Here is a 26,389-nt window from a genome sequence, read left to right as displayed (position 1 = left end):
GCGCTCATGACGGCCGGGCACGAGGACGAGCCGAAGCTGCCGGGAATTCCCGACCTGGGGCAGCGCCTGAACGAGGAACTGGACCAGATCGGCGAGCGGCTCCAGGCGCTGGCCGCCGCCAAGGACCGGCTTCAGGGCCTGCTCGACGCGGTACTGGCGATCAGCGGCGAGCTGGATCTGTCGTCCGTGCTGCACCGCGTCGTCACCACTGCGATGGACCTGGTCGGCGCCCGCTACGGCGCCCTCGGAGTGCTCCACGAGTCCGGCGAGTACCTGCAGGCCTTCATCACCGCAGGACTGTCCGAGGAGGAGCGTGCCGCCCTGGCCGGGGTGGAGTTCCCCCACGGCCGCGGAGTGCTCGGGCTGCTGATCCGCCACCCCGAACCGCTGCGCGTCACCGACATCGCGTCCCACCCGGCCTCCGTCGGCTACCCGGCCGGCCACCCCCACATGCGCACCCTGCTCGGGGTGGCCATCAGCGTCCGCGGCGAGATCTACGGCGACCTCTACCTCTCCGAACGCCACGACGGACGCCCCTTCGACCGGGCGGACGAGGAGGTCCTCGTCGCCCTCGCCAGCGCCGCGGGCATCGCGATCGAGAACGCCCGCCTGTTCGGCCAGATCCGCGACAGCGCCGAGACCTTCCAGCGGCTGCTCCTGCCCACCCTCCCGGACCTGCGGCCCTTCACCGCCGCCGCGATCTACCAGCCCGCCGCCGAGCCCAACCGCCTGGGCGGGGACTGGTACGACGCCGTCATCCTGCCCGACGGCGCCCTCGGCGTCGTGATCGGAGACGTCGTCGGCCACGACCTGCACGCGGCCGGCGCCATGGCCCAGACCCGCAGCATGCTCCGTGCCCTGCTCTACGACCGCCGCACCCCGGCCAGTGGCATCCTCCACCAGCTCGACATCACCCTGAACGCCACCACCGAGAACCCCGTCACCACCGCCCTGCTGGCCCGCATCGCACCCGATGAGCACGGCGGCTGGACACTGCAGTGGAGCACCGCCGGCCACCTGCCCCCGCTGTTGATCACCCCCGACGGGCGGGCCGAGTACCTGAACGCCGACCCCGGTGTGCCCCTCGGCGTCAGCACCGACGAGGTCCGCCCCGACCACACCCGGACCCTGCCCGCGGGGGCCGTGGTGATCTTCTTCACCGACGGACTCGTCGAACACCCCCAACACTCCATCGACGAGGGGCTGGACGCCCTGGCCGCACTCGCCACCGCGTACGCGGACCAGCCGCTGGAGGACCTCGTGCGGACTCTCGCGGGCCGGCACCCCAGCGACGGCCACGACGACGTGGCCATCCTCGCCCTGCGCACCCCACTCCCATGACCTCGGCGCACCGGGACCGAGTGCCGCGTCAGCGCGGCGTGGAGCGGGCTTTCGGCGCGCTGCCGGTCGACTCCCTGATCTCCAGCCGGGTCGGCAGCACCAATGGTCGCCCCGCGACCGCGTCCGGCCCGTCCATGGCCTTGCGCAGCTCCCGCGCGCCGAGGCTGCCCAGCTCGAACGAGGGAAGTTTCACCGTGGTCAGCGACGGCTGCACGATCCGGGACATCGGCTGGTCGTCGGCGCCGGCCACGGACACCTCCTCCGGAACCGAAACCCCGAGGTCGCGCAGCGCCGCCAGCGCGCCGAACGCCTGGAGGTCGGAGCCGCACACCAGCGCCGTCACTCCGGCGTCGCGCCAGGCGGACCAGTTGTCCGCCACGGTGTCGTACGCCGCCGTCACGTCGATGGGGGAGCGTGCCACCACGACCCCCACCCGCTCCGACGCCTTCCGTGCCTCGGCGGTGAACGCCTTGCGGCGCGCCTCCAGGGTCCGGGTCCGGGTGTCGATGTCGAGGTAGGCGAAGCTCCGGTGACCGTGATCCGTCAGATGGCGGGCGAGTTCCCTGGCGCTGCCTGCGACGTCCAGATTGACGCGCGGCAGGTCCTTCTGCCGTCCGGGGGAGTCGAGGATCACCACCGGGCACGACGGGTTCAGGGACGTCACCAGGTCGCTTTCGACCGTGGAGATGATCAGGCCGTCCACGCCCAGGTCGAGCAGCCGCCGGACGCTCTCCTGGCTGACCGTCTGGCCCAGGGCGGTGACCACGGTGAGGACCTGGTACTCCGGGCTCAGTTCGCTCAGCAGGCCCATCTGCACACTGCTGAAGAAGGGGGTCGCGACATCGGGCGCGACGTAACCGACGATGCCGGTCCGGCCGGTGGCGAGGCTGCGGCCGCGGCGGTCGATACGGTACCCGAGCCGCTGCGCGGCCGCGTGGACCCTGTCCCGGGTGGCCTGGTTCGCCCTGCCGGAGTCCTTCCCGTTCAGGACCAGCGACACGATGGAGACCGACACCCCCGCTTCGGCGGCGACATCGGCGCCCGTAACCCGGCGGCGTGCCACGAGTGTCACTCCCTTCCCGCCGGAGGCCGGCGACCAGCCCCTGCGAGCGCCGCGGCCCGGTCCGGCCGGGCGCGTAGGCGTCGATGATACGTTCCGCGGCCCACGGCCCCGGCGACCGGTGATCGTTACCGGCCACGCCCCGAACAGGACCGGCGGCGGCCGTGAACGGCCGCCGCCGGGCGGGTGCGCGAACCGGGACCGCGGTCAGTCCACGATCCGCAGGGCCCGCTCCGGGCAGGCCTCGACGGAGTTGCGGGCCTCCTCCAGCAGTTCGGCCGGGATCTCGTCGACCAGGGCGACGGCGATGCCGTCATCCCGGAGGTCGTAGATCTTCGGCCAGCCGAAGTAGCACAGACCGTGCCCCTTGCAGAGGGCTTCGTCGACCTGCAGGCGTGGCATGGGTTTCCTCCTACTGACTGCTGACGTGCTGTCGTGTTTCCGGCCGAGGGGTCAGCGAGCGGACACGCGGACCGACTCCATGCCCCAGATGACGAAGGCCGAGTTGCGGCGCGGCTCCTCGACAAGCTTGAGATCGGGGCACAGGTCCCGGATCGAGGTGAAGGTCTCCTCCAGCTCGATCCGGGCCAGCGGCGCGCCGAGGCAGGCGTGCACACCGCCGCCGAAGTTGACGTGGCGGGAGGCGTTCACCCGGCCGACGTCCAGTACCTCCGGGTCGGTGAACAGGCGCGGGTCGCGGTTGGCCGCGCCGTACAGCATCGCGATCTTCGAGCCGAAGGGGATCTCCTGGCCGCCGATCTCGACGTCGTCGGCCAGCACCCAGCGCTCGAACAACTGGAGCGGGGGATCCCAGCGGATGACCTCCTCCACCGCCTGCCGCGGGGCCACCTCCTGGGAGGTCACCCGCGCCCACTGGTCGGGGTGGCGCAGCAGGGCGGTCATGCCGTTGCCGGTGGTGTTGACCGTGGCCTCGTGGCCGGCGTTCAGCAGGACGATCACCGTGGACACGATCTCGTCGTCGGTGAGCTTCCTGCCCTCCTCGGTCTCGGCCTCGACCAGGGCGCTCACCAGGTCGTCGGAGGGCTGCCGACGGCGCAGCACGATGAGCTCGCGGACGTAGGCGATGAAGGCCGCGGCCGAGTCGTTGGCCTGCTTGGCCTGCTCCTCGCTGGTGTCGAGCTCGTACATCTTCACCATCGCGTGCGCCCAGTCCAGGAACAGGGGTGCCTGCTCCTGGTCGGCGCCGAGCAGTTCGCAGACGATCGACACCGAGTACGGCATCGCGTAGTCGTGCAGCAGGTCGAACTCGCCCTGCTCGATGAGGTCCGAGAGCAGCTTCCGGGAGCGGGCGCGGACCGCGTCGCGCATCTGCGTCACGCGGCGTGGGGTGAAGGCGGAGGACACCAGCGAGCGGATCCGGGTGTGGTCCGGCTGCTCGATGTCCAGCAGGCTCCACTTCTCCGCCTGCCAGAAGTCGGCCCAGCGGGCGTCGCGCGGTGCGACCCCCATCTCCTCGGGGGTGTACTTGTGGCTGAAGTTCCGGGTGAGACGGGCGTCCCGCTGGCACGCGAACACGTCCTCGTGGCGGGTCACGAGCCAGAGTCCCAGCGACTCCGCCCTGACGACGGGGGTGTTCTCCCGCAGGTGGTTGAGAACCGGGTAGGGGTTCTTCAGGAACTCCGGGTCGGTCGGATCGAAAATCTGCGCGTCCTGCAGCGGACTGCCCATGGTTCTTCCTTTCAACGTCAACGCCGGCCGGTGCGGCGGTGAGCCGGTGCACCGGATCGTGGTTCCTCGGACGGCCTGCCGGCGGTCCGTTCAGCCGATGGGCGGCCCCAGCCGCTCGCACTCCTGCGCGATCCTTCTGCGCGAGAGCATCGCGTCCCTCGGACGGTTGACCGTCGTCGCGCCGGTCAGCCGGTCGCCCAGCCGGTGCGTGACGAACAGGGCGCCGTCGCCGTCGTGTTCCACCTCGCTGTGCCCGCCCGCGAGGATGCGGCCGACGTGCTGGATCTTCATGTCCAGCTGGTCGGACCAGAAGTACGGCACATGCACGAACGGGGTCCGGGACGCGTCCTCGCCCCGCAGTTCGCCCAGCAGGTTCGCGGCCGCCGTCGCACCCTGCTCGCGGGCGGTGCTCCAGTGCTCGACACGCATCCGGGCGCCGAAGGCGGGGTTGTGCCAGCGCGCGGCGTCACCGGCGGCGTAGACCAGGTCCGCCGAGGTCCGGCAGTAGGCGTCGGCCTCGATGCCGTCGCCGAGTTCCAGGCCCGATCCGGCCAGCCATCCGGTGGCCGGGCGCACCCCCACCCCGGCCACGACGATGTCCGCCTCGATCGCCCGGCCGTCGTCCAGGACGACGGTGGAGACCCGCCCGTCGCCCCGGACCTCCGCCACCGATCGCGACGTCAGCAGGGTGACCCCGCTGTCCCGGTGCGCGGCGCACACCCGCTCGGCGACGACGTCGCCGACCGCCGGGGCGAGCGGCAGCGGAAGCAGCTCGACGACGGTGACGTCGAGCCCCAGCCGGACGGAGGTCGCGGCCACCTCCAGGCCGATGAAGCCGGCGCCGACGAGCACGATCGACCGCGCGGTCTGCAGCGATCCGCGCAGTACGAGCGCGTCCTCCAGGGTGCGCAGCCGGCGCACCCTGGACTGCTCGTCGGGGAAGGGCAGCGGCCTGGACTCCGTCCCCGGGGCCAGGACGATGCCGGACGCCCGCAGCTCGGATCCGTCGCTCAGGCGCAGCACTCGCTCCCCGGGCTCCAGCTCGGTCACCGACGTGCCCAGCGTGAGGGTGACTCCGAGCCGGGACCAGTGCGCGGTGGACTGGAACTGCAGCGCCGGAAGGTCGAGCCCGCCCTGGAGGACCTGCTTGGACAGCGGCGGCCGGTCGTAGGGGATGTGCGCCTCCGCCTCGATCAGCCGGATCTCCCCGTCATGGCCCTTGGCCCGCAGCGCCTGTGCGGCCGCGGTGCCGGCGACGGAACCGCCCACGACGCATATGCCCGACCGATCGCCCACGTCTTGCTCCAACTCGCCGGCCGGCAGCGCCCGACCGGTATCCCATGATCCGCTCGGCAGCGCTGGAAGGGCTTCTGAATAGTGCGTGGGGCAGGGCCGGAGAAGTGCCCCGGCTCATGCCGCCACGGGGAACCTACGTCCGGGCGTCAAGTTTAGTCAAGCGTTTGACTTGGGTCTTGGGCGTGACGCTCAGATGCCCCTCGTGTGGCCGAGCGGGGCGTGCGCCGGTCCGTACGGCGCCCTCAGTTCCTGGGGGGAGGCAGGTGAACGGCGGCGCGAACGGCCTACCATCTCGGGATGCTGAAGCAACAAGGTGACGGTCCCGTCTGCCGGGAAGAGGTCCCGGTGTGGCGCGTGCCGGGGATGCGGCCTCTGCTGGTCTCGACCGCGCTGGGCTTCGCCGGCCTGTCGTTGCTGATGCCGGTCGCCCCCCTGTGGGCGCTCGAGGGCGGGGCGGACGAACTGGGCGCGGGCCTGGTCAACACCGTGCTGATGCTCTTCACGGTGATCGCCCAACTGCTGGTCGGCAGGATCCTCGGGCGTCTTGGCTGGCAGAGGTCCCTGGCCCTCGGCTCGTGCCTGCTCGGACTCCCCGCCCTGGGACATCTGGTCACCAGCCAGGCGGGAGCCGTCATGGCCCTCGCGGCGGTGCGGGGCCTCGGCTTCGGGATCCTCACCGTGTGCGGTGCCACCGGGGTGGCCGCGCTCGTCGAACCCGCCCGCCGCGGCCGAGCGGTCGGCGCCTACGGGCTCGCCATCGCGGCGCCTCAGTTCCTGCTCATCCCCGTCGCCCCCTGGCTGGCCCAGAGCGTCGGATTCTGGCTGGTGTTCACGTGCGCGGCCGTGCCCTTGCTCGCCGTCCCGCTGGCCCCGCTTGTGGCACGCGCCCTGCATGACAGCGGCGACGTGTCCGGCGCGCCCGCCGAAGCGCATGACACGAGCCGGCTCCGCCGCGTCCTGGTCGGTCCGATCGCCGCGCTGCTCGTCATCACCGCGGCCGGCGGCGCCATCCTCACCTTCACGCCCCGTCTGCTGTCCGACCCGGTCGCCGTCTACCTCGCGCTTTTGGCGTTCACCGCGACGGCGGCGCTGTGCCGGTGGGGGTTCGGACACGTCGCGGACCGCAGGGGAGCAGCCCCGGCGATCGCCCCGCTGCTGTTCGCCGGCGCCGCCGGGCTGGCCGTGATCGGCGCGGGTGCGGTGGGCGGGTCAGGGCCGACCGGGCCGGTCCTGGTGGTGGCCGGGATGCTTGGCGTGGGCGTCGCCTACGGCGGGTTGCAGAACCTGACGCTGGTGCAGGCCTTCGCCGCCGCCGGCGAGCGGGCGCGCTCCTCCGTCAGCGTCGCCTGGAACGTCGGCTTCGACGCGGGCACCGGTCTCGGCGCCTTCGCCGCGGGCGCGGTCGTCACCGTGAGTTCCTACGCGGCCGCGTACTCGGCTCTCGCCGCCGTGACCGCTGTCGTGGGTGCCTGCTGGGTGGGCGCGCGGTGGCGGAACCGCGGGGCGGCGGGGCGAGCGGCGTTGTGAGGTCCTTGACGGGCGTTACGTGCCCAGGGGCCTCGCTCTCGTGAAGAACTCGACGGCTCCGGCTGATCGGGAGGTAGCCCTGGGAATGGCTCGCATCACGGCACAGTACGGCGAATGGGTTTCGAGCTACTCAGCGAAATCCCGGGTCGGGACGACGGGGTTACTGGAGGAGGCCAACGCTGTTCGACGGGTGACTTCCTCGCCGGCGTCTGCGGTGACACCCAGATCACGACGCATCGCCACTCTCGTGACGCTTATCAGAGACCAGAGCGCATGCTGCGCTTCAGCGGCTGACTGCAAGGTCTCGCCCGGGCGGGGGTTTCCCTGTTCCAAACGCTTGATCTGTCCATAGACCCCGGTCAGCGCTTCGTTCAGTTCGTGAGCCGGAACAATCACCGCGTCGGGGGCGATCATCAGAGCCTCGGACCACCGGTCACGGTAGGCGTCCTTGGTTCCTTCCAACGCCGATACGTCCTCCGGCCCGAGCGTGCGATCCCGCATGACGTACAAGTGCCGGCTGAGCGCCGTGGCGAACTGCCTGGCATCCCGATGCAGTTGTGTGTAGCAGCTCCCGCGTAGCTCACGATTCTCGCGAGCTTCCTGGATGGCATGGGCCATCTCCAACTCGCGCTTCCTGGCCCGGTCGGCGCCCCGCTGGGTGAGCAACGCGCCCCCGAGAGTTCCCGCTACACCAGTGATCGCAATCAGTACCGCCCCCACGTCCATTCGTTCACCCTAGACCGCGTCATGCGTCGGCCGGACAGAGGCGGCGACCATCACGAACTACGCCTGAGTACTCGCCTGTCCGGCGAATCCCGCCGAGCCGTGTTTCGGCATCACGGGTACGCCCCATGCCGGTCCACTCCTCCCGGATCGGCCTTGGCGGGGACTGACTTGGCACCTTTACGGTCCTGGGATGCGCATTCGTGTCGTCGATGCCTTCACTGATCGTCCCTTCGCCGGAAATCCGGCGGCCGTGTGTCTTCTGGCGGCTGGAGAGTGGCCGGACGAGGCCTGGATGCGACGGGTTGCGGCCGAGATGAATCATTCCGAAACCGCGTTCGCTCTCCCGTTGCCCACCCTGGTGGAGGCCGACTGGGCCATCCGCTGGTTCACCCCGCTTGTCGAGTCCAGACTGTGCGGTCATGCCACGTTGGCCACAGCACACGTGCTGCGTGCCGAGCGGGGAATCCTCGGCACTGTGCGGTTCATGAGTCGGCGGAGCGGCGTTCTCGTCACGCACGCCGGCGAGGAAGGCGGCATCACTCTGGACTTTCCGGCCGCGCCCAGCACGAAAGTGCCCGTGCCACAAGGGCTGTCCGAGGCGCTGGGAATCGCGCCCGTGGCCACCTTCCGTTCCGAAGGGCTCGGTGACCTGCTGACGATCCTGCCCGACGAGGCCGGCGTCCGGGCCGTGACGCCCGACCTGGACGCGATAGCAGCCCTGACGAACCGCGAGGCCCTGCGCGGAATCATCGTCACCGCAGCAGCGGATGGGACCGGCCTGGAACACGACTTCGTCTCCCGTTTCTTCGCGCCCGCCAGAGGTATCCCCGAGGACCCGGTCACGGGCAGTGCCCACACAGTCCGCGCCCCGTACGGGGCGGCGCGACTTGGCCGCAATGTAATTACCGGTCTCCAGGCGTCCGCGCGCACCGGCCTGGTCCGTAGCGCCGTACACGGCGACCGCGTACACCTCACCGGCCGTGCCGTCACAGTGCTGGACGGGACCCTGCACCCTCACCATTGACTGACCGGCAGGTCATGAGCGGAGATGCCGGCCACCACCCTCTCCGCTCCGTACCTGACTAGGAAGATCACGATTTACGGCTGGTGGCGGGCCACTGCCGCGTCGGCTCGCGCGTGTGGGCCGGCCCAGGACGACTCCGGCCAGGACGAGTGCCAGCCCATACAGTTGCTGGGCCGTCAGCTCTTCTCCGGCGACCACTGTGCCGAGCAGTACGCCCGTGACCGGGTTGAGCAGTCCGACCAGACCTACAGTCCCCGCGGGCAGGTGCCGCAGCCCGGTGAACCAGGCGGTGAAGGCCAGCGCGGTGGCGACCAGGGCGACGTAGCCGAACGCGAGGAGCGCCGGTGTGTCGAGCGCGGGTGGAGGACCCTCCGCCACCGCGGCGACCGGCAGCAGGAACAGACCTCCGGCGGTGAGCTGCCAGGCGGTCGAGGCGAGCACGTCGGCGCTGGTGCTCCACCGCTTGGCCAGGATGTGGCCGAAGGCCGACACGAGCATGGCCGCGGCCGAGGCGAGGACTCCGGGCACGCTCACCCCTCCCACCCCTGTGAGCAGCATGAGACAGACCCCGCCGAGTCCGATCGCGGCGCCGGCCAGGTGCGAGATGCCGGGCCGTTCGGACACCAGGGCCCAGGCGATGAGCATCATCGCCAGCGGGGACACCGCCATGACGGTCGAGGCGACGCTCGTCGGCAGCAGTTGTGAGGCGGCATAGACGAGTACGAAGAACACGCTCACGTTGAGCAGACCGAGCACCGCGGACCGCCACCACCACGCACCGCGTGGCCGCTGCCGGCACAGGGCCAGCAGGACGAGGCCGGCGGGCAGCGCCCGCACGGCGGCCCCGAAGAGCGGGCGGTCCGCCGGCAGGAACTCGTGGGTGACGTAGTAGTTGGTTCCCCAGGCCACCGGCGCGACCGCGGTCAGAGCTACCCAGCGCAGATTAGTTTCCATGGAAGGCAATATAGCTTCCACGGAAGCTACCATGGTGTCCATGGACGATCCGCAACCGTTGGACCACGTGGCCCGCATCCAGGCCGACTGGCGCCGCGAACGACCCGACGTCGACATCACCCCGCAGGCAGTGATCGGCCGACTGCACCGCCTGGCCGGCTGGCTGACCGAAGAGCTGTGCCTCGTCTACGGCCGCTACGGTCTGGGTGAGGGGGAGTTCGACGTCCTGTGCGCACTGCGCCGCGCCGGTGAGCCCTACGAGCGGGCACCCGGCGAACTCGCCGCGTACACCATGGTCACCACCGGCGCGATCACGAAGAGAGTCGATCGTCTCGAGCAGGCCGGACTCGTCGCCCGCCGCCGTTCCGCCGGCGACCAGCGCGGCCGGATCGTCGCCCTCACCCGCCCCGGACGCGAACTGATCGACCGGGCGTTCACCGACCACATGCGCAACGAACGCCGACTGCTGGATCTGTTGACGCCCACCGAGGCCGAGGCACTCGAAACGCTGCTCACCACCTGGCTCTCCCGCATGGACGATCCGCGCTCTTCCGGCGACGGCGAATGACCCGCCGCCCGCCGGGCCGGCCGTGTCACGCAGGGGGTGACGCGTACCTGGAGCGGGCCAGATGTCCCCGCCTGCACTCAGGAGGGAAGGCCCGTGCTCTCCGACGAGTCCCGCCCCGTCATCACCGCCACGCTCCCCGTGGGTCGCCGACCGTACGGAGCCGGCTGATCGAGCACGGCGTCGCCTCGCACGACATCCAGTACGAGGTCCTCGGTCCCGACCTGTGGCAGGCCGACCTGGACTGACCGCGGAGTCCCGTTCCGGGCAGGAACCGACCCAACGGCGACGCCGTCGAAGGGCCGACCGAGCTACGGGGAGGCCCTTCCATGTCGAGAACCCGCACCCATGTGCTCATCGCGTCCGTCGGGCTCTTCCTCGCCGCGGTCGGCTGCGGGACAGGGCCCGCACCGACCGCCGAAGGGGCTGACCGGGTGAAGCGGGACCGATGGCCCGAACCGAACCGGTACTCCTTCCGGCTTCTCTCCGAGTCCGGAGAGCGGGGCGACCTCGGGGAGTACCGGATCACGGTGGAGAACGGAAAGGTCGTCAAAGCGATCGGCCTCGACGAGCCGGCTCGGCGTACCGTCGAGGGCAATCCGCACAACGTCCCGACCCTGGGCGGTCTCCTCGCCAAGGTCCAGCAGGCACGCACAGGCCACGCCGATGTCGCCCACGTCGCATTCGCCACAGACGGTCATCCCGCCGAGTTTCACATCGACTGGCATAAGAACGCCATGGACGACGAGGCCGACTACTTCGTCACTGAATACCGCGAACTTCCCTGATCGCCCGTGTGCCTCTTCGCGGCCCACGGGCTCGACCGCCAGTGGGCCTGAATGGCCGTCAGTTCATGGCGAGTCGCCCTACGCGGGGCCGACGGTGACGATCGAGAGCGGGACGGTACGGGTGCGCGACGGGCCGGGGCTCGGTGTCGATCTCGGCGACACCGCCGGTGCGGAAGCCGGCTCCGCACGTCCTCGAACAGGGGTTGTGAGCAGGCTCAAGGCCCGGGCCCCCCGTGGCGTCATCGCCCGGGGCGTGCGAGGGAGCGGAGGTCGAAGGCCTCCCGCGGTGTCACACACATCCCCCTACCCGCGTTTGCCGTTAGCCGTCGTTTGCAAGTATTGTCGACGCACGTAAGGCGCTTGCGCAATCCGGCTTTGCCTGTCAAAGGACCCTCGTCATGCCGCTCGCACTGCTGGCCCTGGCCATTGGGGCCTTCGGAATCGGCACCACGGAATTCGTGATCATGGGGCTGCTTCCCCAGGTCGGCGCGGACCTCGCTGTGTCCGTGCCGACGGCCGGCTTCCTGGTCACCGGCTACGCCCTCGGGGTCATGATCGGCGCACCGATCATGACCGTCATCGGCACCAGGATCTCCCGCAGGAACATGCTCATGCTGCTCATGGGCCTGTTCATCCTGGGCAACGTCATCTCCGCCGTCGCCCCGGTCTTCGCCGTCATGCTGATCGGCCGCGTGGTGGCCTCCCTGGCTCACGGCGCCTTCTTCGGCATCGGCTCCGTCGTCGCCGCCGAACTGGTGGCGCCGGAGAAGAAGGCCGGCGCGATCTCGATGATGTTCACCGGGCTGACCGTGGCCAACGTCGTCGGCGTTCCCCTGGGCACCTACGTGGGCCAGAACGCCGGCTGGCGCGTGACCTTCCTGCTCGTCGCCGCCCTCGGCGTACTCGGCCTGGGCGGCGTCGCCAAGCTCGTGCCCGACCTGCCCAAGCCGGAGGGAGTGCGGCTGCGGCACGAGGTCGCCGCGTTCAGGAACACCCAGGTCATCTTGGCCATGGCCATGACGGTGCTCGGCTTCGGGGGCGTGTTCGCCGCGATCACCTACATCGCGCCGATGATGACCGAGGTCAGCGGCTTCGCGGAATCCTCCGTCACCTGGCTGATGGTGGTCTTCGGGCTGGGCATGGTGGCGGGCAACCTGATCGGCGGCCGTTTCGCGGATCGCAGGCTCATGCCCATGCTCTACACCGCACTGGGCGGCCTGGCACTGGTCCTGCTGCTGTTCACCTTCCTGGCCTCCGGCAAGGCCGCGTCCGTCGTGGCCGTCTTCCTCATCGGCGCTCTCGGCTTCGCCACTGTCCCGCCGTTGCAGAAGCGTGTCCTGGACCACGCCCACGGCGCGCCGACGCTCGCTTCGGCGGTCAACATCGGCGCCTTCAACCTGGGCAACGCCCTGTCCGCCTGGCTGGGCGGCCTGGTGATCTCCGCCGGCTTCGGCTACACCGCGCCCAACGCCGTCGGGGCGGTGCTGGCCGCTGCCGCCCTGGTGCTGGCCGTCTTCTCGCACCAGCTCGAGTTGCGGGAAACCCGCACCGCCGCGGCTTCCGCCCCGGCGAACCTCGACCCCGTCGCGGCCACGGACCACGGGGCCGCCCACCCCTCCGCGTCCGACCACGGCGCCGTTCAGGCCGCCGCGGGAGCGGTCCGCTCCTGATCCCCCGCACCAAGCAGTACGAAGGAAAGGAAACCCGATGACTTCCGTACCGAACGTGACGCTCAACAACGGTGTGACCATGCCCCAGTTGGGCTTCGGTGTCTTCCAGGTCCCCGACGAGGAGACCACCGCCGCGGTCACCAGCGCCCTGGAGGCCGGCTACCGCAGCATCGACACCGCCGCGATCTACGGCAACGAGCGCGGTGTCGGCAGGGCCATCTCCGCCTCCGGTCTGCCCCGTGAGGAACTCTTCATCACGACCAAGCTGTGGAACGAGGACCAGGGCCACGACCGGACCCTGGCCGCGTTCGACGCCTCCCTGGACAGGCTGGGCCTGGACCACGTCGACCTCTACCTCATCCACTGGCCGACTCCGGCCCGCGACCTGTACGTGGAGACCTACAACGCGCTGGAGAAGATCCTCGCCGAGGGGCGTGTCCGCGCCATCGGTGTATCGAACTTCCAGGTCCCCCACCTGCGGCGGCTCCTGGAGCACACCGGCATCACCCCGGCGGTCAACCAGGTGGAGCTGCACCCCGGCCTCCAGCAGACCGCGCTGCGCGCCTTCCACTCCGAGCACGGGATCGCCACCGAGGCCTGGAGCCCCCTGGCCCAGGGCGCGGTCCTCGGGGACGAGGCGATCGTGCGCGTCGCCCAGGCGTATGGCGTAACCCCGGCGCAGGTCGTGCTGCGCTGGCACCTCCAGACCGGCAACATCGTGATCCCCAAGTCCGTCACCCCCGACCGCATCCGGCAGAACTTGGACGTCTTCGGCTTCGAGCTCACCGACACCGACATGGCCGCCCTCACGGACCTCGACCGCGGTCTGCGCACCGGTCCGGACCCCGACACCCTCAACTGACCCCGACCGTCCCGGGGTACCCGTCCGCCGTGGACGGATAACCCGGGAAGGGAGACACCGCAGCAGCTCCACAGCCTCGAACAACGACGGGAACGCATCATGCAGATCGATCTCTCCGGCCGCACCGCCCTGGTCACCGGTTCCACCCAGGGCATCGGTCACGCCATCGCCACCGGCCTCGCCCGTGCGGGCGCCCGCGTCGTCGTCAACGGCCGCGGTGGGGAGCGCGTCGCCGAAGCCGTCCGCACCGTACGCGCCGAGTCCGGCAGCGACGACGTCACCGGCGCCGCGGGAGACCTGGCGACGCAGGCGGGCACCGCCGCCGTACTGGACGTCGTGCCCACGGTCGACATCCTCGTCAACAACCTCGGCATCTTCGGCTCCGCCGCTCCGCTGGAGATCGACGACGCCGAGTGGCGCCGTTATTTCGAGGTCAACGTCCTCTCCGCCGTCCGGCTGATCCGCGCGTACCTGCCCGGCATGAAGGAACGGGGCTGGGGGCGCGTCCTCAGCCTCGCCAGCGACTCGGCCGTGGCCATCCCCGCGGAGATGATCCACTACGGCATGACGAAGACCTCGCTGCTCGCGGTCAGCCGCGGGTTCGCCAAGGACGCCGCCGGCACCGGCGTCACCGTCAACTCCGTCATCGCCGGACCGACCCACACCGGTGGCGTCGAGGGGTTCGTCCGCGAACTCGTCGGCGACGAGCTGCCCTGGAACGAGGCGCAGCGCGAGTTCATGGTCAAGTACCGTCCCCAGTCGCTGCTGCAGCGCCTCATCGAGCCGGAGGAGATCGCCAACATGGTCGTCTACCTCGCCTCGCCCTTTGCCTCCGCCACCACGGGTGGCGCCGTACGCGTCGACGGCGGCTACGTCGACTCCATCCTGCCCTGACCCCGGCGCCGGTCGGGGTAGGCAGCCATGTCGCGGCTGCCGGCCCCGCGCAGGGCGGTGCTCTCAACGCAGCGGATCGTAGGGCGTCAGGTCGATCCCCGGATCGGCCCGGCGGGCCAGTCGTGCCGCGACCGCACCCGCGTAGGGTCCCATCATCAGACCGGACGCTCCCAGGCCGTTGGCCACGATCAGCCCGCCGACCTGGGGGACCGCGCCGAGCAGCGGTTGGATATCGGGGCCCACCGGGCGGAACCCGATGCGGGTCTCCAGATGCGTGGCACCGGCCAGCCCCGGGGCCACCGACAGTGCCTCGCCGAGCACCTCGGCCATTCCGGCGGCGGTCACCCGGTGGTCGAAGCCGGCGTCGTCCTCGCGGGTCGCGCCGACCACGATCCGGGAGTCGTCGAAGGCCAGGAGGTAGTGCCGCGACCGTGGTAGCACGACCGGCCAGTTCGCGGTCTCCACGCCCGGCAGGCGCAGGTGCATGATCTGGCCGCGCTGCGGCGCGACCCGCACCCGGACGCCGATCGGTTCGAGCAGGTGCGGCGACCAGGCACCGGCCGCCGCGATCACGGCGTCCGCGCCGACGAACTCGTCGTCGACCCGGACTCCGCGGACCGCGCTGTCGGCCACGATCGCGGCCGTGCCGTCGACGATCCGAGCGCCGTGCCGGACGGCGGCGCGGAGCATCGCGTCGCGCACCGAGCGGCCGTCCAGGCGCGCTCCTCCTGGGATGTGGACCGCCGGGCCGTCGTGTCCGAGGGGCGGGAAGAGCTCACGGGCCCGGCGGGCGTCGACCAACTCCACCTCGCCGGCCATCGGGGACTTCGCGGCACGCTCGGCCACACGCCGCAGCGCCTCCTCGGACTCGGTCTCGGACGCCAGCCGCAGCGTGCCGACCCGCCGGTAGCCGAACCCGGTCTCCCCGTCAGCGGTCAGCGCCGCCAGCAGTTCCGGGTAGTACTCGGCCCCGGCCACCGCGATCCGGTACCAGTCCGGATCGTCCACCTGGGACGACCACGGGCAGATGATGCCCGCACCGGCCGACGTCGCGCGGCCCGGCGCCCGCGAGTCCACCAGGGCCACGTCCACCCCGGCCCGCACCAGCTCGTAACCGGCTGCCGCACCCACGATCCCGCTGCCGACGACCACCACACGCATGTTCTGCCCCTCCTGGTCGGACCGGCTCCTTCCCTGTTTTCCGGCGAGTAAGGCATTGCCCACCGGGCTGAACACGTTGTCAGGCTGGTGCGTCGGCTTCGAGGATCTTCGCCAGTTGCTCCACCGTGGAGTGGATCTCGCGCTGCAGGCCGGCGAGGTCGAGTCCGTCGTCGCCGAGAACGGTCAGCAGGGCGCGTTCGCCGATGGCCTGGATGACGACGTGCCGTCCGGCGCTCCGGGTGGCCACGTCACGCAGCGCCCCGCCCCCGGCCTCGTGGGCCATGCGCTGGCCGAGGCTGTGCGTGGCGGCGGAGAGCGCGGCTATGGATTCCGGCTGGACGGCATCGCTGTCGGACGCGACCAGCAGGCCGTCGACGGTGGAGATGACCGTCTCGTTCACTCCCATCACCCGCTCCCGCAGTGCGGTCAGGACCTCGATGAGCGGTTCGGGCTGGTGGACGGTGGACATCGGCGCTCCTGAGGGTGGGAGGTGAGCTGCTGCGCGTGCGCGGTCGGTCAGGACAGGGCTTTGAGGCCCGCGAAAACCCGGTGCAGAAGGAGCAGGTCGGGTTGGTGGTCTGCGAGGTCGTCCGGCGGGTTCGGCAGCGCGGAGCCGGCGCCGGGCCGGCGGACGGCGAGCGGGGGAGGGGCGAACGGTGCCGGGTTCGGCAGCGGGTCGGGGCTCACGCGCTGTCCGTTCGGTGCGGGTGATGTGTTCCGGGGCTGCGCCGGGGCAGTGGGCGGTCGGCGGGAGAAGGGACGTGGTGGGCCGGGGACGTGGGTCGGCGCGGTGCGGTGCTCGGGCGCCCGGCCGCGGCCGGCTTCTCGCGGTGCAGCAGTCCCAGTTCGGCCATCCGGGTCAGGTCCAGCATGACCGCGTAGGTCCCCCGCCCCAACGCGAAAGCGATGTCCCGCGGAGTGCGGCGGCCGTTGGCGGCCTCCAGCAGCGCCGCATAACGGGACGGGACGGACGCGGGCCGGTCCGCGGCCGGGCGGACCCGGGTGCGGGCGAACTCGGCGGGCGGTCCCCACAGTCGGCTCAGGAGCAGCAGACGCCGCGAGGTCTCGGCCGCGAGAAGGTGCGGTTCGAAGGCCGGTCCGATGACCGCCGTCGGGATCGGCTCCGTCACCTCCCAGTCCCCGGGAGGGCTGAGCGCGAGGGCGAAGGCAGCGTCGAACACGGCTGCCGTGCAGACGATTTCGAACTCCTCCGGTGCCAGCAGGCCACGCGCCTGAAGCTCGGCGCCGACTCCGCCCTCGGTCCCGCTGTCGGCCGCGCAGGCGGACCTCCAGGAGGCATCGTCGACACGACCCGACGCGAGCAGAAGGGACTCGACACCCGGAGCGCCGGGGGTTTCCACGGCGACGATCCGGCCGTCGCGCAGATGGATTTTGCCGCCGGGCGCGCCGGAGATGACGACCGTGCCGGAATGGCCCTCGTCGTACAGCGTGGTGAGCAGGGCCGGGACGTTGCGCGGGCCGTCGGTGCGGGTGCTCATCCCGCCGCCTTCGCTACGTACAGGTCCAACTCACGCAGGACCAGAGCCAGGTTGGCCTGGTCGCGCTCCAAGGCCGCCATCAGCAGCAGGGGATCGCCCGGCCGGGGCATCGCCCTGAGGACGAGCTGATGCCGGGTGCCCGTGATGACCATGCTCTCCAGCTCTCCTTGCGCTCCGGCCAGGTGGAGCCGGTCGCCGACGAACGCCACAAGTCGACTGCACTCGGCGGCGTCCATCTCCCCCGCGCCGGATTCGCCGTAGGTCAACCCGGTGACCGCGTCGACGAGGGCGGCGCCTGTGACTCCCGGCACTTCGAGCAGGCGGCACAGGGAGTCTTCGACTGAGGACACCGGCATCCTTTCACAAACCCTTCACATTCGGCCAGAAAGCACAGTAGTTTAAGCCAGACGTTCCAGAACAGGTCGTCCGGCGAACTTCTTCTGACACGGCCTCAGTGCCGCGTCGTACAGCGCGAAGGGCAAGAACATGAGCATCGAGACCGCACTCAAGGAAGCCATGGCGATCGAGGGAGCGATCGGTGTCGCCCTGGTCGATTATGAGAGCGGCATGTCGCTGGGCACCCTCGGTGGTGGCCAGGGACTGGACCTGGAAGTCGCCGCCGCGGGCAACACGGAGGTCGTGCGCGCCAAGACGCGGACGCTGAGCACCCTCGGCATGAATGACTCGATCGAGGACATCCTGATCACGCTCGGCGAGCAGTACCACCTCATACGCCCCCTGACCAACAGCGACGGGAGCCTGTTCCTCTACCTCGCGCTCGACCGGACCCGCGGCAACCTGGCCCTCGCACGCCACTCGCTCAAGCGCATCGAAACCACCCTGGACGTCTGACCGGCCCACCCCGCGAGGCCCGGCGGCACGCCACAGCGCGCGGAGGTACTGGTGCCCGCACCAGCCGCGCGCTTCGAGAGGTGCCCGCGGGCCGGGCGTCGGCTGCTGTCAGACGTATGAGCAACTCGGCGTGACGCCGGGTTGTCCGGCGAGAGACCGCATCACGACGCCGCCGCATAACAGTGAATGGCCACGAGTTGGGACGGGCTCCATCGCTGCTCGACCGTGGCCATCAACTGCCACCCCAGTCGCTCGTACAGAGCCGCCGCGGAGGTGTCGGACGCCACGACGTCGAGCACCGGATGCAGGCCACGGCGTCGTGCCTCCTCCACTGCCTGGCCGATCAGCAGTGCACCGATGCCATGCCCCCTGGCCTGTGGGGCGACGAACAGCCGGTTGACAACCGCGGCCAGGGCCGTGCTCGTCCCGTTCAGCTCGCCCCACAAGCCGGGGGCCAGATCTCCTTCACCCTCGCGGGACAAGCTGACGTGGCCGACGAGTCGGCCGCCGAGTTCAGCGACCCAGGCTCCCAACAGGGAAGCCGGTGACAGCCACTCGTCGGGCTGGTCGGGCCAGTTCACCGGGTAGCCGTCACATTGATGGACTTCCGCGAGAACCCGCACACACGTCTCGACATCATCGTCAGTCCTCGGCCGCATCCGGAGATCCGACCGCTCCACACCGGCCCCGAAGCTCTCGATGTTCACTTCGGCATGGAAACACAGGCAACAGACCGACGACCAACCACTTTCGACGCACATTCTGGTACTGCAACGCAGGACGTATGAGCGTCGAAGTCGACGACGGCCGACCGGGAGCGATCAGCCGGCGCGACCCGCGCTCAGGCTCCGGCCTGGGCGCGGGTCGCGGGGTGTGGGTCAGCGCACGGCGTACGCGTCGGTCACGGTCTGGACGACGGAGTTGCCGTTGGCGTCCGTCAGTTCGGTCTTCAGCGTGACCGGCTTGCCGACCGCGCCCGCGTGGTTCACGGTCGCGGTCCAGCGGCCGTCACGCTGCGAGGTGGCGGCCTCGGTCCAGGTCTCGCCGTCGTACGAGTACGAGACCTTGGCGGCCACCAGCTTGCCGGGCGTGTAGCCCGCGTGACCGGTCACGCTCAGCCCGATCGTTTGACCGTCCCTCGCCGGAACGGTCTTGAGGCCGTCCGTGTCCACGTCGTAGCCCGGGAAGAGCAGCGGAATGCCCTGGGAGTAGGCGGTCTCGCCCCGGTGCGAGCGGAACTTCCAGACCGTCCGGGTGCTGGTGGACCGCTGCCACACGGCGGCGGGCTGCCCGAACTTGGTGGTGTCCATGGTGAGCTCGTACGCGGCGTCCTCAGCCGGGACATTGAACGTCCCCGACGGCCACCCGGTCTCGCCGATCACCTTGCCGCCGCTGGTGAGCCTCATGCTGCCGATGTCGCCGAAGGAGCCCTGGATGCCCATGTGTTCGGTGTCGCCCCAGAAGGCGGGTGCCACGCCGATCAGGTTGTCCTGCCGCTCCGCGGCCAGTTCGAGGCTGCCGTCGGTGCCGCGTGGAGCGGATGGGGCCGGGATGCCCCGGTACCAGTTCTCCGCGCGCTTCGAGCCCGCGGTGTACGTGCGCGCCTGGTCGGCCATGGCCTCGCCCCAGGGGAAGCTGGAGGAGAGGTAGCGCGTCCAGGCGGTGTCGCCCGCCGAGTAGTACTCGGTGCGCTTGCCGGGGACGGCGACGGAGTCGCCGGCGGCGGAGAACACCCCGCCGTACGGACGGGCCATGACCATCGTGTCGACGTAGTCCGCCGCGACGCCCATCGCCTCGTAGGTCGCGGTGACCGTGCCGAGCTTCTCGTCCCTGACCTGGTAGGTGCGGTCGGAGACGACCGGGCCGGTCTCGGGGAAGGCGAGGTTGTAGACGAACGGGCTGACGGCGGTGGCCTTCCAGCGCAGCGTCACCGCGCCCTTGGCCAGGGCGGACTTCAGCGCCGCGGCCTCGTCCGCCTCGATGCCGAGTGAGGGCACCGGCGCCTGGCCGAAGCCCATCGACGGCTGCCAGGGGCCCGCGGCCCGGCGGTGGGCGAGGACCGCCTTCGCGCCGGCGGCCTTCGCGTCACGCGCCAGGCTGTACAGGTAGCCGTCGTCGTCGTCGGCCTCGACCAGCGCGATCTTCCCGGCGACGCCGGCGGCCCTCAGTTCATCGGGGGTGCCGGTGCCCGCGTCGACCAGCGCGGCCTCGCCCGTTCCGTCGAGGTTGACGGAGCCTGTGCTCGCCATCCGCGGGTGCAGTGCGGCACCGCCGACGACCGACAGCTTCTCGAGCTGCGGGGCGTACGCGCGCCAGAAGCTGGCGAACTCGAAGTCGCCGTCGCGCGCCTTGCCCTGCACGTCCGCCAGGTAGGTCCGGACGCTCCGGTTGCCGGTGACGGAGCCGGCGTGCAGCCAGGTCCCGTCCCAGGTGCGGCCGAAGGCCAGGGTGGTGGAGCGGCTCTCGGAGGCGCGGTCCGCGGTCTCCACCCGGAGACGGTGGGCCTTGCGGGCGTCGAGCACCACGGTGGTGTCCTTGGCGACGTCCACCTGGGGCCGGGCGAGGTAGCCGACCGAGTCGGTCATGCCGCCCGTGGCGTCGGCGGCGTCCGGCGTCATGACGAAACCGGAGACGAAGTACGCGCCGGGCCGCACCCGGTAGACCTGCTCGGCGGCGCCGTCGTTGAAGCGGCGCTCACCGTCGGCGGTGTCGGTGCCGATGACGTCCAACGAGGAGGAGCCCGTGGCGGGTTCGCCTGCGCGGTCGATCATCTTGACGCGCAGGGTGACGGTCCGCGGCTCGACGTACAGGGAGAAGGGGGTGGAGGCCCTCACGCCGCCGGGTCCGGTGGCCAGGACGCGCCCGGTGACGTCGCCGTACTGGGCCGCCTTGAGGTGCGCGGCCGGGTCGATGCGCAGCGGTACCTTCATGGTGGCGCCGGCCGGGACGGTGACGGTCTTCGCGTCGAGCCCGGCGACGGGGGAGTGCACCGCGGAGCCGTCGTTGCCGGTGACGCCCTGGACCTTCAGCGACAACTTGATCGGTTTGCTGCCGGAGTTGGTGTAGGGGAGGTCGACAGTGGTGCGGTCGCCGCCCTTCTGCGGCCAGGCGTAGGTCCCGGCCTGGACGGCGGGGGCACCGACGACGGTGGTGTCGATGGCGGCCTTCACGTCGAGCCGGCCGGCGCCGGTCTCGCGTACGTCGCCGGGGATGTCGCTCTGCGCGGACGACACCAGAGCGGCCTTGACCTGCTGGGCGGTCCAGTCCGGGTGACGCTGCTTCACGAGGGCGGCGGCGCCTGCCACATGCGGGGTGGCCATCGACGTCCCCGACATCGACCGGTAGGCGTAGAGGCCCCGGCCGCCCGCGGCCGCGGCCGAGATGTCGACGCCGGGGGCGGCGATCTCCGGCTTGAGGGTGTGCGCGCCGAGCACGGGTCCGCGGCTGGAGAACTGGGCGGTGGAGTCGTCGCGGTCGACGGCGCCGACGGTCAGCACGCTCGGGGCGCAGCCGGGCGAGGAGACGGTGTTGAGCGTCGGGCCGGAGTTGCCCGCCGCGATGACGAACAACGTGTCCTTGTTCTGGGCGAGTTTCTCGGCGGCGACGCTCATCGGGTCGGTGCAGTCGGTCGGTTCCGGGTTGCCGAGGCTCATCGAGACGACGTCGGCCTTCTGGTCGACCGCCCACTGCATTCCGGCGATGATCCAGGATTCGGCGCCGTAGCCGCTGTCGTTGAGGACCTTGCCGTTGAGCAGTTCGGTGTCGGGGGCGACGCCCTTCTTCCTGCCGTCGCTGGCGGCACCGGAGCCGCCGACGGTGGAGATGGTGTGGGTGCCGTGGCCCTGCCGGTCGTCGGTGGTGGGGGAGTCGGTGAAGTTCTCCGAGGCGGTGATCCGGCCCTTGAGGTCGGGGTGTTCGGCGTCGGCGCCGGTGTCGAGGACGGCCACCTTGGTGCCCTTGCCGGTGTATCCGGCGGCCCAGGCGAGGTCGGCGCCGATCTGCCGGGTGGACCGGTCGAGGGCGGCCCGGACCTTGCGGTCGAGCCACAGCTTCTTCAGGCCGGAGGCGGAACGGGCACGGGGGTTGGTGACGTCCGCCCAGAAGTCGGCGGCCTTCGCCTTGTCCGTCGTGAGGGCGACGCCGTCGATGGCGTCCAGTGCGGGGCCGCGCTTCGCGCCGCGCGGGGTGGCGGGCGTGGTGCGGGCCGCGGCGCTCCCGTAGACGGCGATCAGCGGCAGCGCGGCGGTGTGCGCGTCGTCGTAGCCCTGCCGGACGAGTCCGGTGACGTTGAAGAGTTCCTCGTCGACCTTGCCCGCGGCCAGCGCGCGGGCGGCGGTGTCGGGGTAGACGTAGAGGTCCTTGCCGGACTGCCGGGTCTGCAGGAGGGGCACGGAGCCGTCCTCACGGGACAGTGCGGTGACCGAGGCGGCCTCCGAACTGTCCGTGCGTACCAGGACCTTGTCGCCGGTGACCAGGGTGACGGTGACCGGTGCGCCTGCCCCGGCGGCGATCGTGCCGCCGGTCAGTGGTCTCTTCACGGTCGGATCGTCCTGCGGCGCGGCCGCGGACGGTGCGATCGCGGTGACGGCCAGGACGGCGGCGGTGGCCGCCCCCAGTGCCGTACGCGATATCGGACGCATGGCTCTCCCTAGGTGAAACCGGGCTACCTCTGAACTAACAGCGGAATTCCGGAAGTTGTCGGTACTGCCGTGGCGCCACATTGGCAGAGCGACAGACGTTGAAGGGATGATGACCACGGCGGGTTTACGCCGTGGCCGCTTTTCGCCGCGCCGGACGCCCGAGGGCGACGACGGTGTGCGGAATGAATTCGTCCGGGACGTACCGGGAGGGGAGCGGGGATGCTGGGAGCCATTGGTCTGGACGAGATACAGGAGTCGGTGTACCGAGCCCTTGTGGCGGTGGGCGCCGCGGAGGTCTCCGACCTGGCCCATCGGCTGGCACTTCCCGAACCGGACACCGAACGGGCTTTGCGAGGGCTGGAACGGAGCGGCCTGGCTGCCCAGTCCTCGTCCCGCGTCGACCGCTGGGTGGCGGCGCTGCCCGCGGTGGCGCTGGGGGCGCTGCTGACCCAGCAGCGCCATGAACTGGAGCAGGCGGAGCGGGCGGCCGCGCTGCTCGCCGAGGAGTACCGGGTGGAGGCGACCGATTCGGCCGTTCACGACCTGGTCGAGGTGGTGACGGGGGCGAGTGCGGTGGCGCACCGCTTCTTCCAGTTGCAACTGGGGGCGACGAGCGAGGTGTGCGCCCTGGTCACCGGGAAACCGGTCGCGGTGAGCGGCATGGAGAACGAGGCCGAGGAGCGGGCCGCCACGCGCGGGGTGTCGTACCGGGTGGTGGTGGAGCGCGAGGTGCTGTCGCTGCCGTCCGGGATCCTGGAGTTGTCGGCGGCGCTCGGCCGTGACGAGCAGTGCCGGGTTGTCGACCGGGTGCCCACCAAGCTGGTCGTCGCCGACGGGGCGTTGGCGATGGTGCCTCTGACCGGCCGGGGCGCGGAGCCCGCGGCCCTGGTCGTGCACGGCTCCGGACTGCTGGAGTCGCTGATGGGCCTGTTCGAGGCGGTATGGCGGGAGGCGATGCCGCTCCGGCTCGGCGGGGGCGGCCGGGTGGAGGAGGAGTCCAACGGGCCGGACGCCACGGACCTGGAGGTCCTGTCGCTGCTGCTGGCCGGGATGACGGACGCGAGCGTGGCGAAGCAGTTGGACCTGGGGCTGCGGACCGTGCAGCGGCGGGTGAAGGGCCTGATGGAACTGACCGGAGTGTCGACCCGTCTCCAACTGGGCTGGCACGCCTACGAGCGGGGATGGGTGGCCCGGGAGCCGCAGCTCTGAACTGTCCTCACGGACATGGCGGAACTCGCCTCGCTCAGCTCAGCAGCGCGTCGGGACCACCTCTGGGCAAGGTCGAATCCACGTATGATGTTGCGCGTTCACACCCGGCTGCCCGGCGCATGCCGGACTCCCCGGGGCCCGACGGGTCCACCACTCAGCACACGAGGCCGGACAAGGCCCGCAGCCCCGCGAGCAGCACCGGAGAAACGGCGATGAACGGCTCCCGACCGGCCAGAGCACTTGCGGCCGTCCTCTCGTTCTTCGTGCTGGCGCTGCTCAGCCTCTACGCGGTGGGAAAGCTGCCCACGGACACCCTCCTGGGATCCAGCGCCCGGGCAGGCGTCGGTGGGCTCCTCGCCACCGCGACCCTGGGCCTGATCAGGTACCTGGCCGGCCTCGCTCGCGCCGGCCGCCGGAGCTAGGGCCTCTCGTTTGGATCATGCCGGGCTCGCGGGCCCTGGTGCCGTGCCTCGCGGCGTTGTCGTCGGTTGGCAGGGCTCCGCCCTGCCGCCCTCCTCCGCCTTGCGATGCACGGCATCAGACCCCGCTCCCTGATCCGGCCTGATCCAAACGAAAGACCCTAGCGGTCCAGGCCCTGTGGGACCTGGCATCCTTCGGCAGTGCGACTCACTGATCGAGAAGGCGACATCGGCCTTCGGCCAGAGGCCGTCCGTGTGGCTGCGTGCTGTCACGGACGGGAGGAGGCCGGACGCGACTTGAGGAGAGTACGTGGTGCGGATCTATATCAGTGCGGACATGGAGGGCGTCACGGGGCTCGTCGACGCCGAGGATGTCCAGCCCGGCGGCCGGGACTACGAGCGTGGACGGCTGATGATGGCGGAGGACGTCAACGCGGCCGTCCGTGGTGCCGTTGCCGCCGGAGCCACCGAGGTCACCGTCAACGACGCGCACGGACCGATGCGCAACATCCTGCCCGAGGCACTGCATCCCGCAGCCCGCCTCATCCGTGGCAGGCCCAAGCAGATGGGCATGCTCGAAGGTCTCACCCCCGAGCACGATGCCGTGATCTGCGTCGGCTACCACTCCCGGGCCGGGGCACTCGGTGTGCTGAGTCACAGCTTCATGGGCCACGAGATCGAGGACATGTGGCTGGACGGCCGACCCGTCGGGGAGATCGGTCTGGCCCACGCCACCGCGGCTGCCATCGGCGTTCCGGTGGCGGTCCTCACCGGTGACGACTGCGCCTGCACGGAGATGACGGAATGGGACCCGTCGGTGAGCACCGTGGCCGTGAAGGACGCGCGGGACCGGTTCGCGGCGGATCTGCGCCGGCCGGAAGAAGCACGCGCGGCCATCGAGGAAACGGTCGCTACTGCTCTCTCCGCACCGCCGAGGACATCGGCACCCGCCGCGGACCCGTCAACCCTCACTGTTCGCTGGCAGTCGGCCTCCGTGGCCTCGACGCTGCTGGGAATCCCAGGAGTCACCTCGGCGGACAGCCGGACCGTTCAGGCACAGGGCGCTCTGCCCGGCCTTTATCGGCTGTTCGGCGTGTGGATGCGGGTGGCGGCGTCCCTGACCAATCAGCCACCGTATTGCTGACGTCCGAGGCACGGCTAACCGGGCGGTCCCGCAGGAGAGTTGGTGCCGGCCCGGCCTTCGGACCCGGGCTGGACAACGCCTGCCGCCGGACACCGGCCGAGTCCGCTCACCTGCCCGTCCTCACCCGGCAAGCCCGGCTGTGTCCGCCTGGGCGGCTGAGGCGATCAACTGGTCTACCAGGGCGATCAGGACGTCCCGGCACGACTCACGGTCACGTGCGTCGCACAGCATGACCTGGGCGTGTTCGGGCAGCGCCAGGGACTCCCGGATCTCCTCCGGCGGATAGGGGTGCTCTCCGTGGAAGCCGTTGACGCCGACGACGAACGGAATGTTCCGGCTCTCGAAGAAGTCGATGGCGGCGAAGCTGGTCTCCGGCCGGCGGACGTCTATCAGGACGACCGCGCCGAGCGCGCCCACGGCCAGGTCGTTCCACATGAACCAGAACCGCTGCTGACCGGGTGTGCCGAAGAGATACAGCACAAGGTCCGAACTCACCGTGATCCGGCCGAAGTCCAGGGCCACTGTGGTGGCTTGCTTGTGCTCGATGCCGTCGAGGTCGTCGACGCCCAGGCCCGCGGCGGTCAGCGGCTCCTCGGTGCGCAGCGGGACGATCTCGCTGACCGAACCGACCATGGTGGTCTTGCCGACCCCGAAGCCCCCGGCGATCAGGATCTTCGCTGTGTCGGGGGCCGATGACGGCCGAACGGTGGTGTCAGAGCCGGTCAAGGCCGTCCCTCACTTTCTGCAGAAGGTCCAGGTCCAGGGTGCGGGAGACCGGGGACGGCCGGCGGACGCTGATCCGTCCGGCGTCCAGCAGATCGCAGAGCATGATCACCACGACGCTCACCGGAAGATCGAGGTGGGCGGCGAGCTCCGCCACTGTGATGGACTCCGCGCACCGCTTCAGGATCCGCGCGTGTTCGGGCTGAAGCCGGGCGGCCCGCTCGGGCGGCGGATCCACCGCCGTCACCATCGTGATGAGGGTGAAGTCGGCGCGGCTTGGACGGGTGCGTCCACTGGTCAGGGTGAACGGCCGAACGAGCCGTCCCGCCGCGTCGCCTCCGCTCAC

The 26,389-nt window shown here is 70.7% G+C and carries 27 protein-coding genes; 12 read left to right on the top strand and 15 right to left on the bottom strand.

Annotated features, from left to right (window positions below; genetic code table 11):
- The first annotated feature begins 6 nt into the window (after positions 1 to 6).
- On the top strand, positions 7 to 1,341 hold the full coding sequence (locus OIE49_RS02120; RefSeq protein ID WP_326800785.1) for a PP2C family protein-serine/threonine phosphatase: 1,335 nt from the start codon (positions 7 to 9) through the stop codon (positions 1,339 to 1,341).
- Between the two features lie 28 nt (positions 1,342 to 1,369).
- Here the strand turns inward: OIE49_RS02120 and OIE49_RS02115 are convergent, their stop codons facing one another.
- The 4 genes from OIE49_RS02115 to OIE49_RS02100 all read right to left on the bottom strand — a co-directional run bounded on the left by OIE49_RS02115 (position 1,370) and on the right by OIE49_RS02100 (position 5,386).
- Entirely contained in the window at positions 1,370 to 2,404 is a 1,035-nt protein-coding gene (locus tag OIE49_RS02115; RefSeq protein WP_326800784.1) for a LacI family DNA-binding transcriptional regulator, read from the bottom strand.
- 204 nt (positions 2,405 to 2,608) lie between these two features.
- Entirely contained in the window at positions 2,609 to 2,803 is a 195-nt protein-coding gene (locus tag OIE49_RS02110) for a ferredoxin (protein ID WP_100568766.1), read from the bottom strand.
- A gap of 51 nt (positions 2,804 to 2,854) precedes the next feature.
- Complete coding sequence (locus tag OIE49_RS02105; protein WP_326800783.1) at positions 2,855 to 4,090, bottom strand: cytochrome P450; 1,236 nt, start codon at positions 4,088 to 4,090, stop codon at positions 2,855 to 2,857.
- Positions 4,091 to 4,180: 90 nt separating this feature from the next.
- Positions 4,181 to 5,386, bottom strand: coding sequence for an NAD(P)/FAD-dependent oxidoreductase (locus OIE49_RS02100; RefSeq protein ID WP_326800782.1), 1,206 nt, complete (start codon positions 5,384 to 5,386; stop codon positions 4,181 to 4,183).
- 297 nt (positions 5,387 to 5,683) lie between these two features.
- Between OIE49_RS02100 and OIE49_RS02095 the strand changes: the two genes are divergently transcribed.
- Entirely contained in the window at positions 5,684 to 6,913 is a 1,230-nt protein-coding gene (locus tag OIE49_RS02095) for an MFS transporter (RefSeq protein ID WP_326800781.1), read from the top strand.
- A gap of 126 nt (positions 6,914 to 7,039) precedes the next feature.
- On the opposite strand, the gene OIE49_RS02090 is transcribed toward OIE49_RS02095, so the two are convergent.
- A complete protein-coding gene (locus OIE49_RS02090) occupies positions 7,040 to 7,639 on the bottom strand; it encodes a hypothetical protein (protein ID WP_326800780.1) in 600 nt (199 codons plus the stop codon).
- 190 nt (positions 7,640 to 7,829) lie between these two features.
- Here OIE49_RS02090 and OIE49_RS02085 point away from each other — a divergent pair, with 190 nt between their 5' ends.
- Positions 7,830 to 8,663: a PhzF family phenazine biosynthesis protein gene (locus OIE49_RS02085; RefSeq protein WP_326800779.1), complete on the top strand. Its 834-nt coding sequence runs from the start codon at positions 7,830 to 7,832 to the stop codon at positions 8,661 to 8,663.
- A gap of 12 nt (positions 8,664 to 8,675) precedes the next feature.
- Here OIE49_RS02085 and OIE49_RS02080 read toward each other — a convergent pair whose 3' ends face one another.
- Entirely contained in the window at positions 8,676 to 9,617 is a 942-nt protein-coding gene (locus OIE49_RS02080; RefSeq protein ID WP_326800778.1) for an EamA family transporter, read from the bottom strand.
- A 40-nt stretch (positions 9,618 to 9,657) separates the two neighbouring features.
- Between OIE49_RS02080 and OIE49_RS02075 the strand changes: the two genes are divergently transcribed.
- From OIE49_RS02075 to OIE49_RS02055, 5 genes are all read left to right on the top strand, one after another.
- A complete protein-coding gene (locus OIE49_RS02075) occupies positions 9,658 to 10,185 on the top strand; it encodes a MarR family winged helix-turn-helix transcriptional regulator (RefSeq protein ID WP_326800777.1) in 528 nt (175 codons plus the stop codon).
- A gap of 326 nt (positions 10,186 to 10,511) precedes the next feature.
- On the top strand, positions 10,512 to 10,970 hold the full coding sequence (locus tag OIE49_RS02070) for a DUF6174 domain-containing protein (protein WP_326800776.1): 459 nt from the start codon (positions 10,512 to 10,514) through the stop codon (positions 10,968 to 10,970).
- Positions 10,971 to 11,368: 398 nt separating this feature from the next.
- Entirely contained in the window at positions 11,369 to 12,640 is a 1,272-nt protein-coding gene (locus OIE49_RS02065) for an MFS transporter (RefSeq protein ID WP_326800775.1), read from the top strand.
- Between the two features lie 37 nt (positions 12,641 to 12,677).
- Positions 12,678 to 13,502, top strand: coding sequence for an aldo/keto reductase (locus OIE49_RS02060; RefSeq protein WP_326800774.1), 825 nt, complete (start codon positions 12,678 to 12,680; stop codon positions 13,500 to 13,502).
- A 99-nt stretch (positions 13,503 to 13,601) separates the two neighbouring features.
- Positions 13,602 to 14,396, top strand: coding sequence for an SDR family NAD(P)-dependent oxidoreductase (locus OIE49_RS02055; RefSeq protein WP_326800773.1), 795 nt, complete (start codon positions 13,602 to 13,604; stop codon positions 14,394 to 14,396).
- A gap of 63 nt (positions 14,397 to 14,459) precedes the next feature.
- Here OIE49_RS02055 and OIE49_RS02050 read toward each other — a convergent pair whose 3' ends face one another.
- The 5 genes from OIE49_RS02050 to OIE49_RS02030 form a co-directional block, all read right to left on the bottom strand.
- On the bottom strand, positions 14,460 to 15,557 hold the full coding sequence (locus OIE49_RS02050; RefSeq protein ID WP_326800772.1) for an NAD(P)/FAD-dependent oxidoreductase: 1,098 nt from the start codon (positions 15,555 to 15,557) through the stop codon (positions 14,460 to 14,462).
- A 79-nt stretch (positions 15,558 to 15,636) separates the two neighbouring features.
- The gene (locus OIE49_RS02045) at positions 15,637 to 16,026 is read right to left on the bottom strand and encodes a roadblock/LC7 domain-containing protein (RefSeq protein WP_100568757.1); all 390 of its coding nucleotides are present in this window, start codon (positions 16,024 to 16,026) and stop codon (positions 15,637 to 15,639) included.
- A gap of 47 nt (positions 16,027 to 16,073) precedes the next feature.
- Positions 16,074 to 16,244 carry a hypothetical protein gene (locus OIE49_RS02040; RefSeq protein WP_159024865.1) on the bottom strand — a complete coding sequence of 57 codons (171 nt, stop codon included), beginning with the start codon at positions 16,242 to 16,244 and terminating at the stop codon, positions 16,074 to 16,076.
- Positions 16,241 to 17,056: a DUF4388 domain-containing protein gene (locus tag OIE49_RS02035; RefSeq protein WP_326800771.1), complete on the bottom strand. Its 816-nt coding sequence runs from the start codon at positions 17,054 to 17,056 to the stop codon at positions 16,241 to 16,243. Before OIE49_RS02035 ends, OIE49_RS02040 begins: the two co-directional genes overlap by 4 nt.
- Positions 17,053 to 17,406 (bottom strand): hypothetical protein, encoded by a 354-nt coding sequence (locus tag OIE49_RS02030; RefSeq protein WP_326800770.1) that lies wholly within the window; start codon positions 17,404 to 17,406, stop codon positions 17,053 to 17,055. The genes OIE49_RS02035 and OIE49_RS02030 overlap by 4 nt, the downstream gene beginning before the upstream one ends.
- A 136-nt stretch (positions 17,407 to 17,542) precedes the next feature.
- Between OIE49_RS02030 and OIE49_RS02025 the strand changes: the two genes are divergently transcribed.
- Positions 17,543 to 17,908, top strand: a complete 366-nt coding sequence (locus tag OIE49_RS02025; protein ID WP_100568754.1) for a hypothetical protein — start codon at positions 17,543 to 17,545, stop codon at positions 17,906 to 17,908.
- A gap of 161 nt (positions 17,909 to 18,069) precedes the next feature.
- On the opposite strand, the gene OIE49_RS02020 is transcribed toward OIE49_RS02025, so the two are convergent.
- Positions 18,070 to 18,567, bottom strand: a complete 498-nt coding sequence (locus tag OIE49_RS02020; protein WP_326806113.1) for a GNAT family N-acetyltransferase — start codon at positions 18,565 to 18,567, stop codon at positions 18,070 to 18,072.
- Positions 18,568 to 18,786: 219 nt separating this feature from the next.
- A complete protein-coding gene (locus OIE49_RS02015) occupies positions 18,787 to 22,548 on the bottom strand; it encodes a S8 family peptidase (protein WP_326800769.1) in 3,762 nt (1,253 codons plus the stop codon).
- Between the two features lie 219 nt (positions 22,549 to 22,767).
- Between OIE49_RS02015 and OIE49_RS02010 the strand changes: the two genes are divergently transcribed.
- From OIE49_RS02010 to OIE49_RS02000, 3 genes are all read left to right on the top strand, one after another.
- Positions 22,768 to 23,757, top strand: coding sequence for a helix-turn-helix domain-containing protein (locus OIE49_RS02010; protein ID WP_326800768.1), 990 nt, complete (start codon positions 22,768 to 22,770; stop codon positions 23,755 to 23,757).
- 212 nt (positions 23,758 to 23,969) lie between these two features.
- Positions 23,970 to 24,179: a hypothetical protein gene (locus tag OIE49_RS02005; protein ID WP_326800767.1), complete on the top strand. Its 210-nt coding sequence runs from the start codon at positions 23,970 to 23,972 to the stop codon at positions 24,177 to 24,179.
- 310 nt (positions 24,180 to 24,489) lie between these two features.
- Positions 24,490 to 25,320 (top strand): M55 family metallopeptidase, encoded by an 831-nt coding sequence (locus tag OIE49_RS02000; protein ID WP_326806112.1) that lies wholly within the window; start codon positions 24,490 to 24,492, stop codon positions 25,318 to 25,320.
- A gap of 120 nt (positions 25,321 to 25,440) precedes the next feature.
- On the opposite strand, the gene OIE49_RS01995 is transcribed toward OIE49_RS02000, so the two are convergent.
- Both OIE49_RS01995 and OIE49_RS01990 read right to left on the bottom strand, forming a co-directional pair.
- Complete coding sequence (locus OIE49_RS01995; protein ID WP_326800766.1) at positions 25,441 to 26,046, bottom strand: GTP-binding protein; 606 nt, start codon at positions 26,044 to 26,046, stop codon at positions 25,441 to 25,443.
- Positions 26,033 to 26,389, bottom strand: coding sequence for a DUF742 domain-containing protein (locus OIE49_RS01990; protein ID WP_326800765.1), 357 nt, complete (start codon positions 26,387 to 26,389; stop codon positions 26,033 to 26,035). The genes OIE49_RS01995 and OIE49_RS01990 overlap by 14 nt, the downstream gene beginning before the upstream one ends.

Source organism: Streptomyces sp. NBC_01788, from assembly GCF_035917575.1.
Taxonomy (GTDB): Bacteria; Actinomycetota; Actinomycetes; order Streptomycetales; family Streptomycetaceae; genus Streptomyces.
This window is presented reverse-complemented; position numbering and strand designations above follow the sequence as displayed.

Bases quoted from the DNA above. Each gene is read 5' to 3' on its own strand.
- OIE49_RS02120 (WP_326800785.1), top strand. From the start codon at position 7: ATGACGGCCGGGCACGAGGACGAGCCGAAGCTGCCGGGAATTCCCGAC.
- OIE49_RS02110 (WP_100568766.1), bottom strand. From the start codon at position 2,803: ATGCCACGCCTGCAGGTCGACGAAGCCCTCTGCAAGGGGCACGGTCTG.
- OIE49_RS02105 (WP_326800783.1), bottom strand. From the start codon at position 4,090: ATGGGCAGTCCGCTGCAGGACGCGCAGATTTTCGATCCGACCGACCCG.
- OIE49_RS02095 (WP_326800781.1), top strand. From the start codon at position 5,684: ATGCTGAAGCAACAAGGTGACGGTCCCGTCTGCCGGGAAGAGGTCCCG.
- OIE49_RS02090 (WP_326800780.1), bottom strand. From the start codon at position 7,639: ATGGACGTGGGGGCGGTACTGATTGCGATCACTGGTGTAGCGGGAACT.
- OIE49_RS02085 (WP_326800779.1), top strand. From the start codon at position 7,830: ATGCGCATTCGTGTCGTCGATGCCTTCACTGATCGTCCCTTCGCCGGA.
- OIE49_RS02080 (WP_326800778.1), bottom strand. From the start codon at position 9,617: ATGGAAACTAATCTGCGCTGGGTAGCTCTGACCGCGGTCGCGCCGGTG.
- OIE49_RS02075 (WP_326800777.1), top strand. From the start codon at position 9,658: ATGGACGATCCGCAACCGTTGGACCACGTGGCCCGCATCCAGGCCGAC.
- OIE49_RS02070 (WP_326800776.1), top strand. From the start codon at position 10,512: ATGTCGAGAACCCGCACCCATGTGCTCATCGCGTCCGTCGGGCTCTTC.
- OIE49_RS02065 (WP_326800775.1), top strand. From the start codon at position 11,369: ATGCCGCTCGCACTGCTGGCCCTGGCCATTGGGGCCTTCGGAATCGGC.
- OIE49_RS02060 (WP_326800774.1), top strand. From the start codon at position 12,678: ATGACTTCCGTACCGAACGTGACGCTCAACAACGGTGTGACCATGCCC.
- OIE49_RS02055 (WP_326800773.1), top strand. From the start codon at position 13,602: ATGCAGATCGATCTCTCCGGCCGCACCGCCCTGGTCACCGGTTCCACC.
- OIE49_RS02050 (WP_326800772.1), bottom strand. From the start codon at position 15,557: ATGCGTGTGGTGGTCGTCGGCAGCGGGATCGTGGGTGCGGCAGCCGGT.
- OIE49_RS02045 (WP_100568757.1), bottom strand. From the start codon at position 16,026: ATGTCCACCGTCCACCAGCCCGAACCGCTCATCGAGGTCCTGACCGCA.
- OIE49_RS02035 (WP_326800771.1), bottom strand. From the start codon at position 17,056: ATGAGCACCCGCACCGACGGCCCGCGCAACGTCCCGGCCCTGCTCACC.
- OIE49_RS02025 (WP_100568754.1), top strand. From the start codon at position 17,543: ATGAGCATCGAGACCGCACTCAAGGAAGCCATGGCGATCGAGGGAGCG.
- OIE49_RS02020 (WP_326806113.1), bottom strand. From the start codon at position 18,567: ATGCGGCCGAGGACTGACGATGATGTCGAGACGTGTGTGCGGGTTCTC.
- OIE49_RS02015 (WP_326800769.1), bottom strand. From the start codon at position 22,548: ATGCGTCCGATATCGCGTACGGCACTGGGGGCGGCCACCGCCGCCGTC.
- OIE49_RS02010 (WP_326800768.1), top strand. From the start codon at position 22,768: ATGCTGGGAGCCATTGGTCTGGACGAGATACAGGAGTCGGTGTACCGA.
- OIE49_RS02005 (WP_326800767.1), top strand. From the start codon at position 23,970: ATGAACGGCTCCCGACCGGCCAGAGCACTTGCGGCCGTCCTCTCGTTC.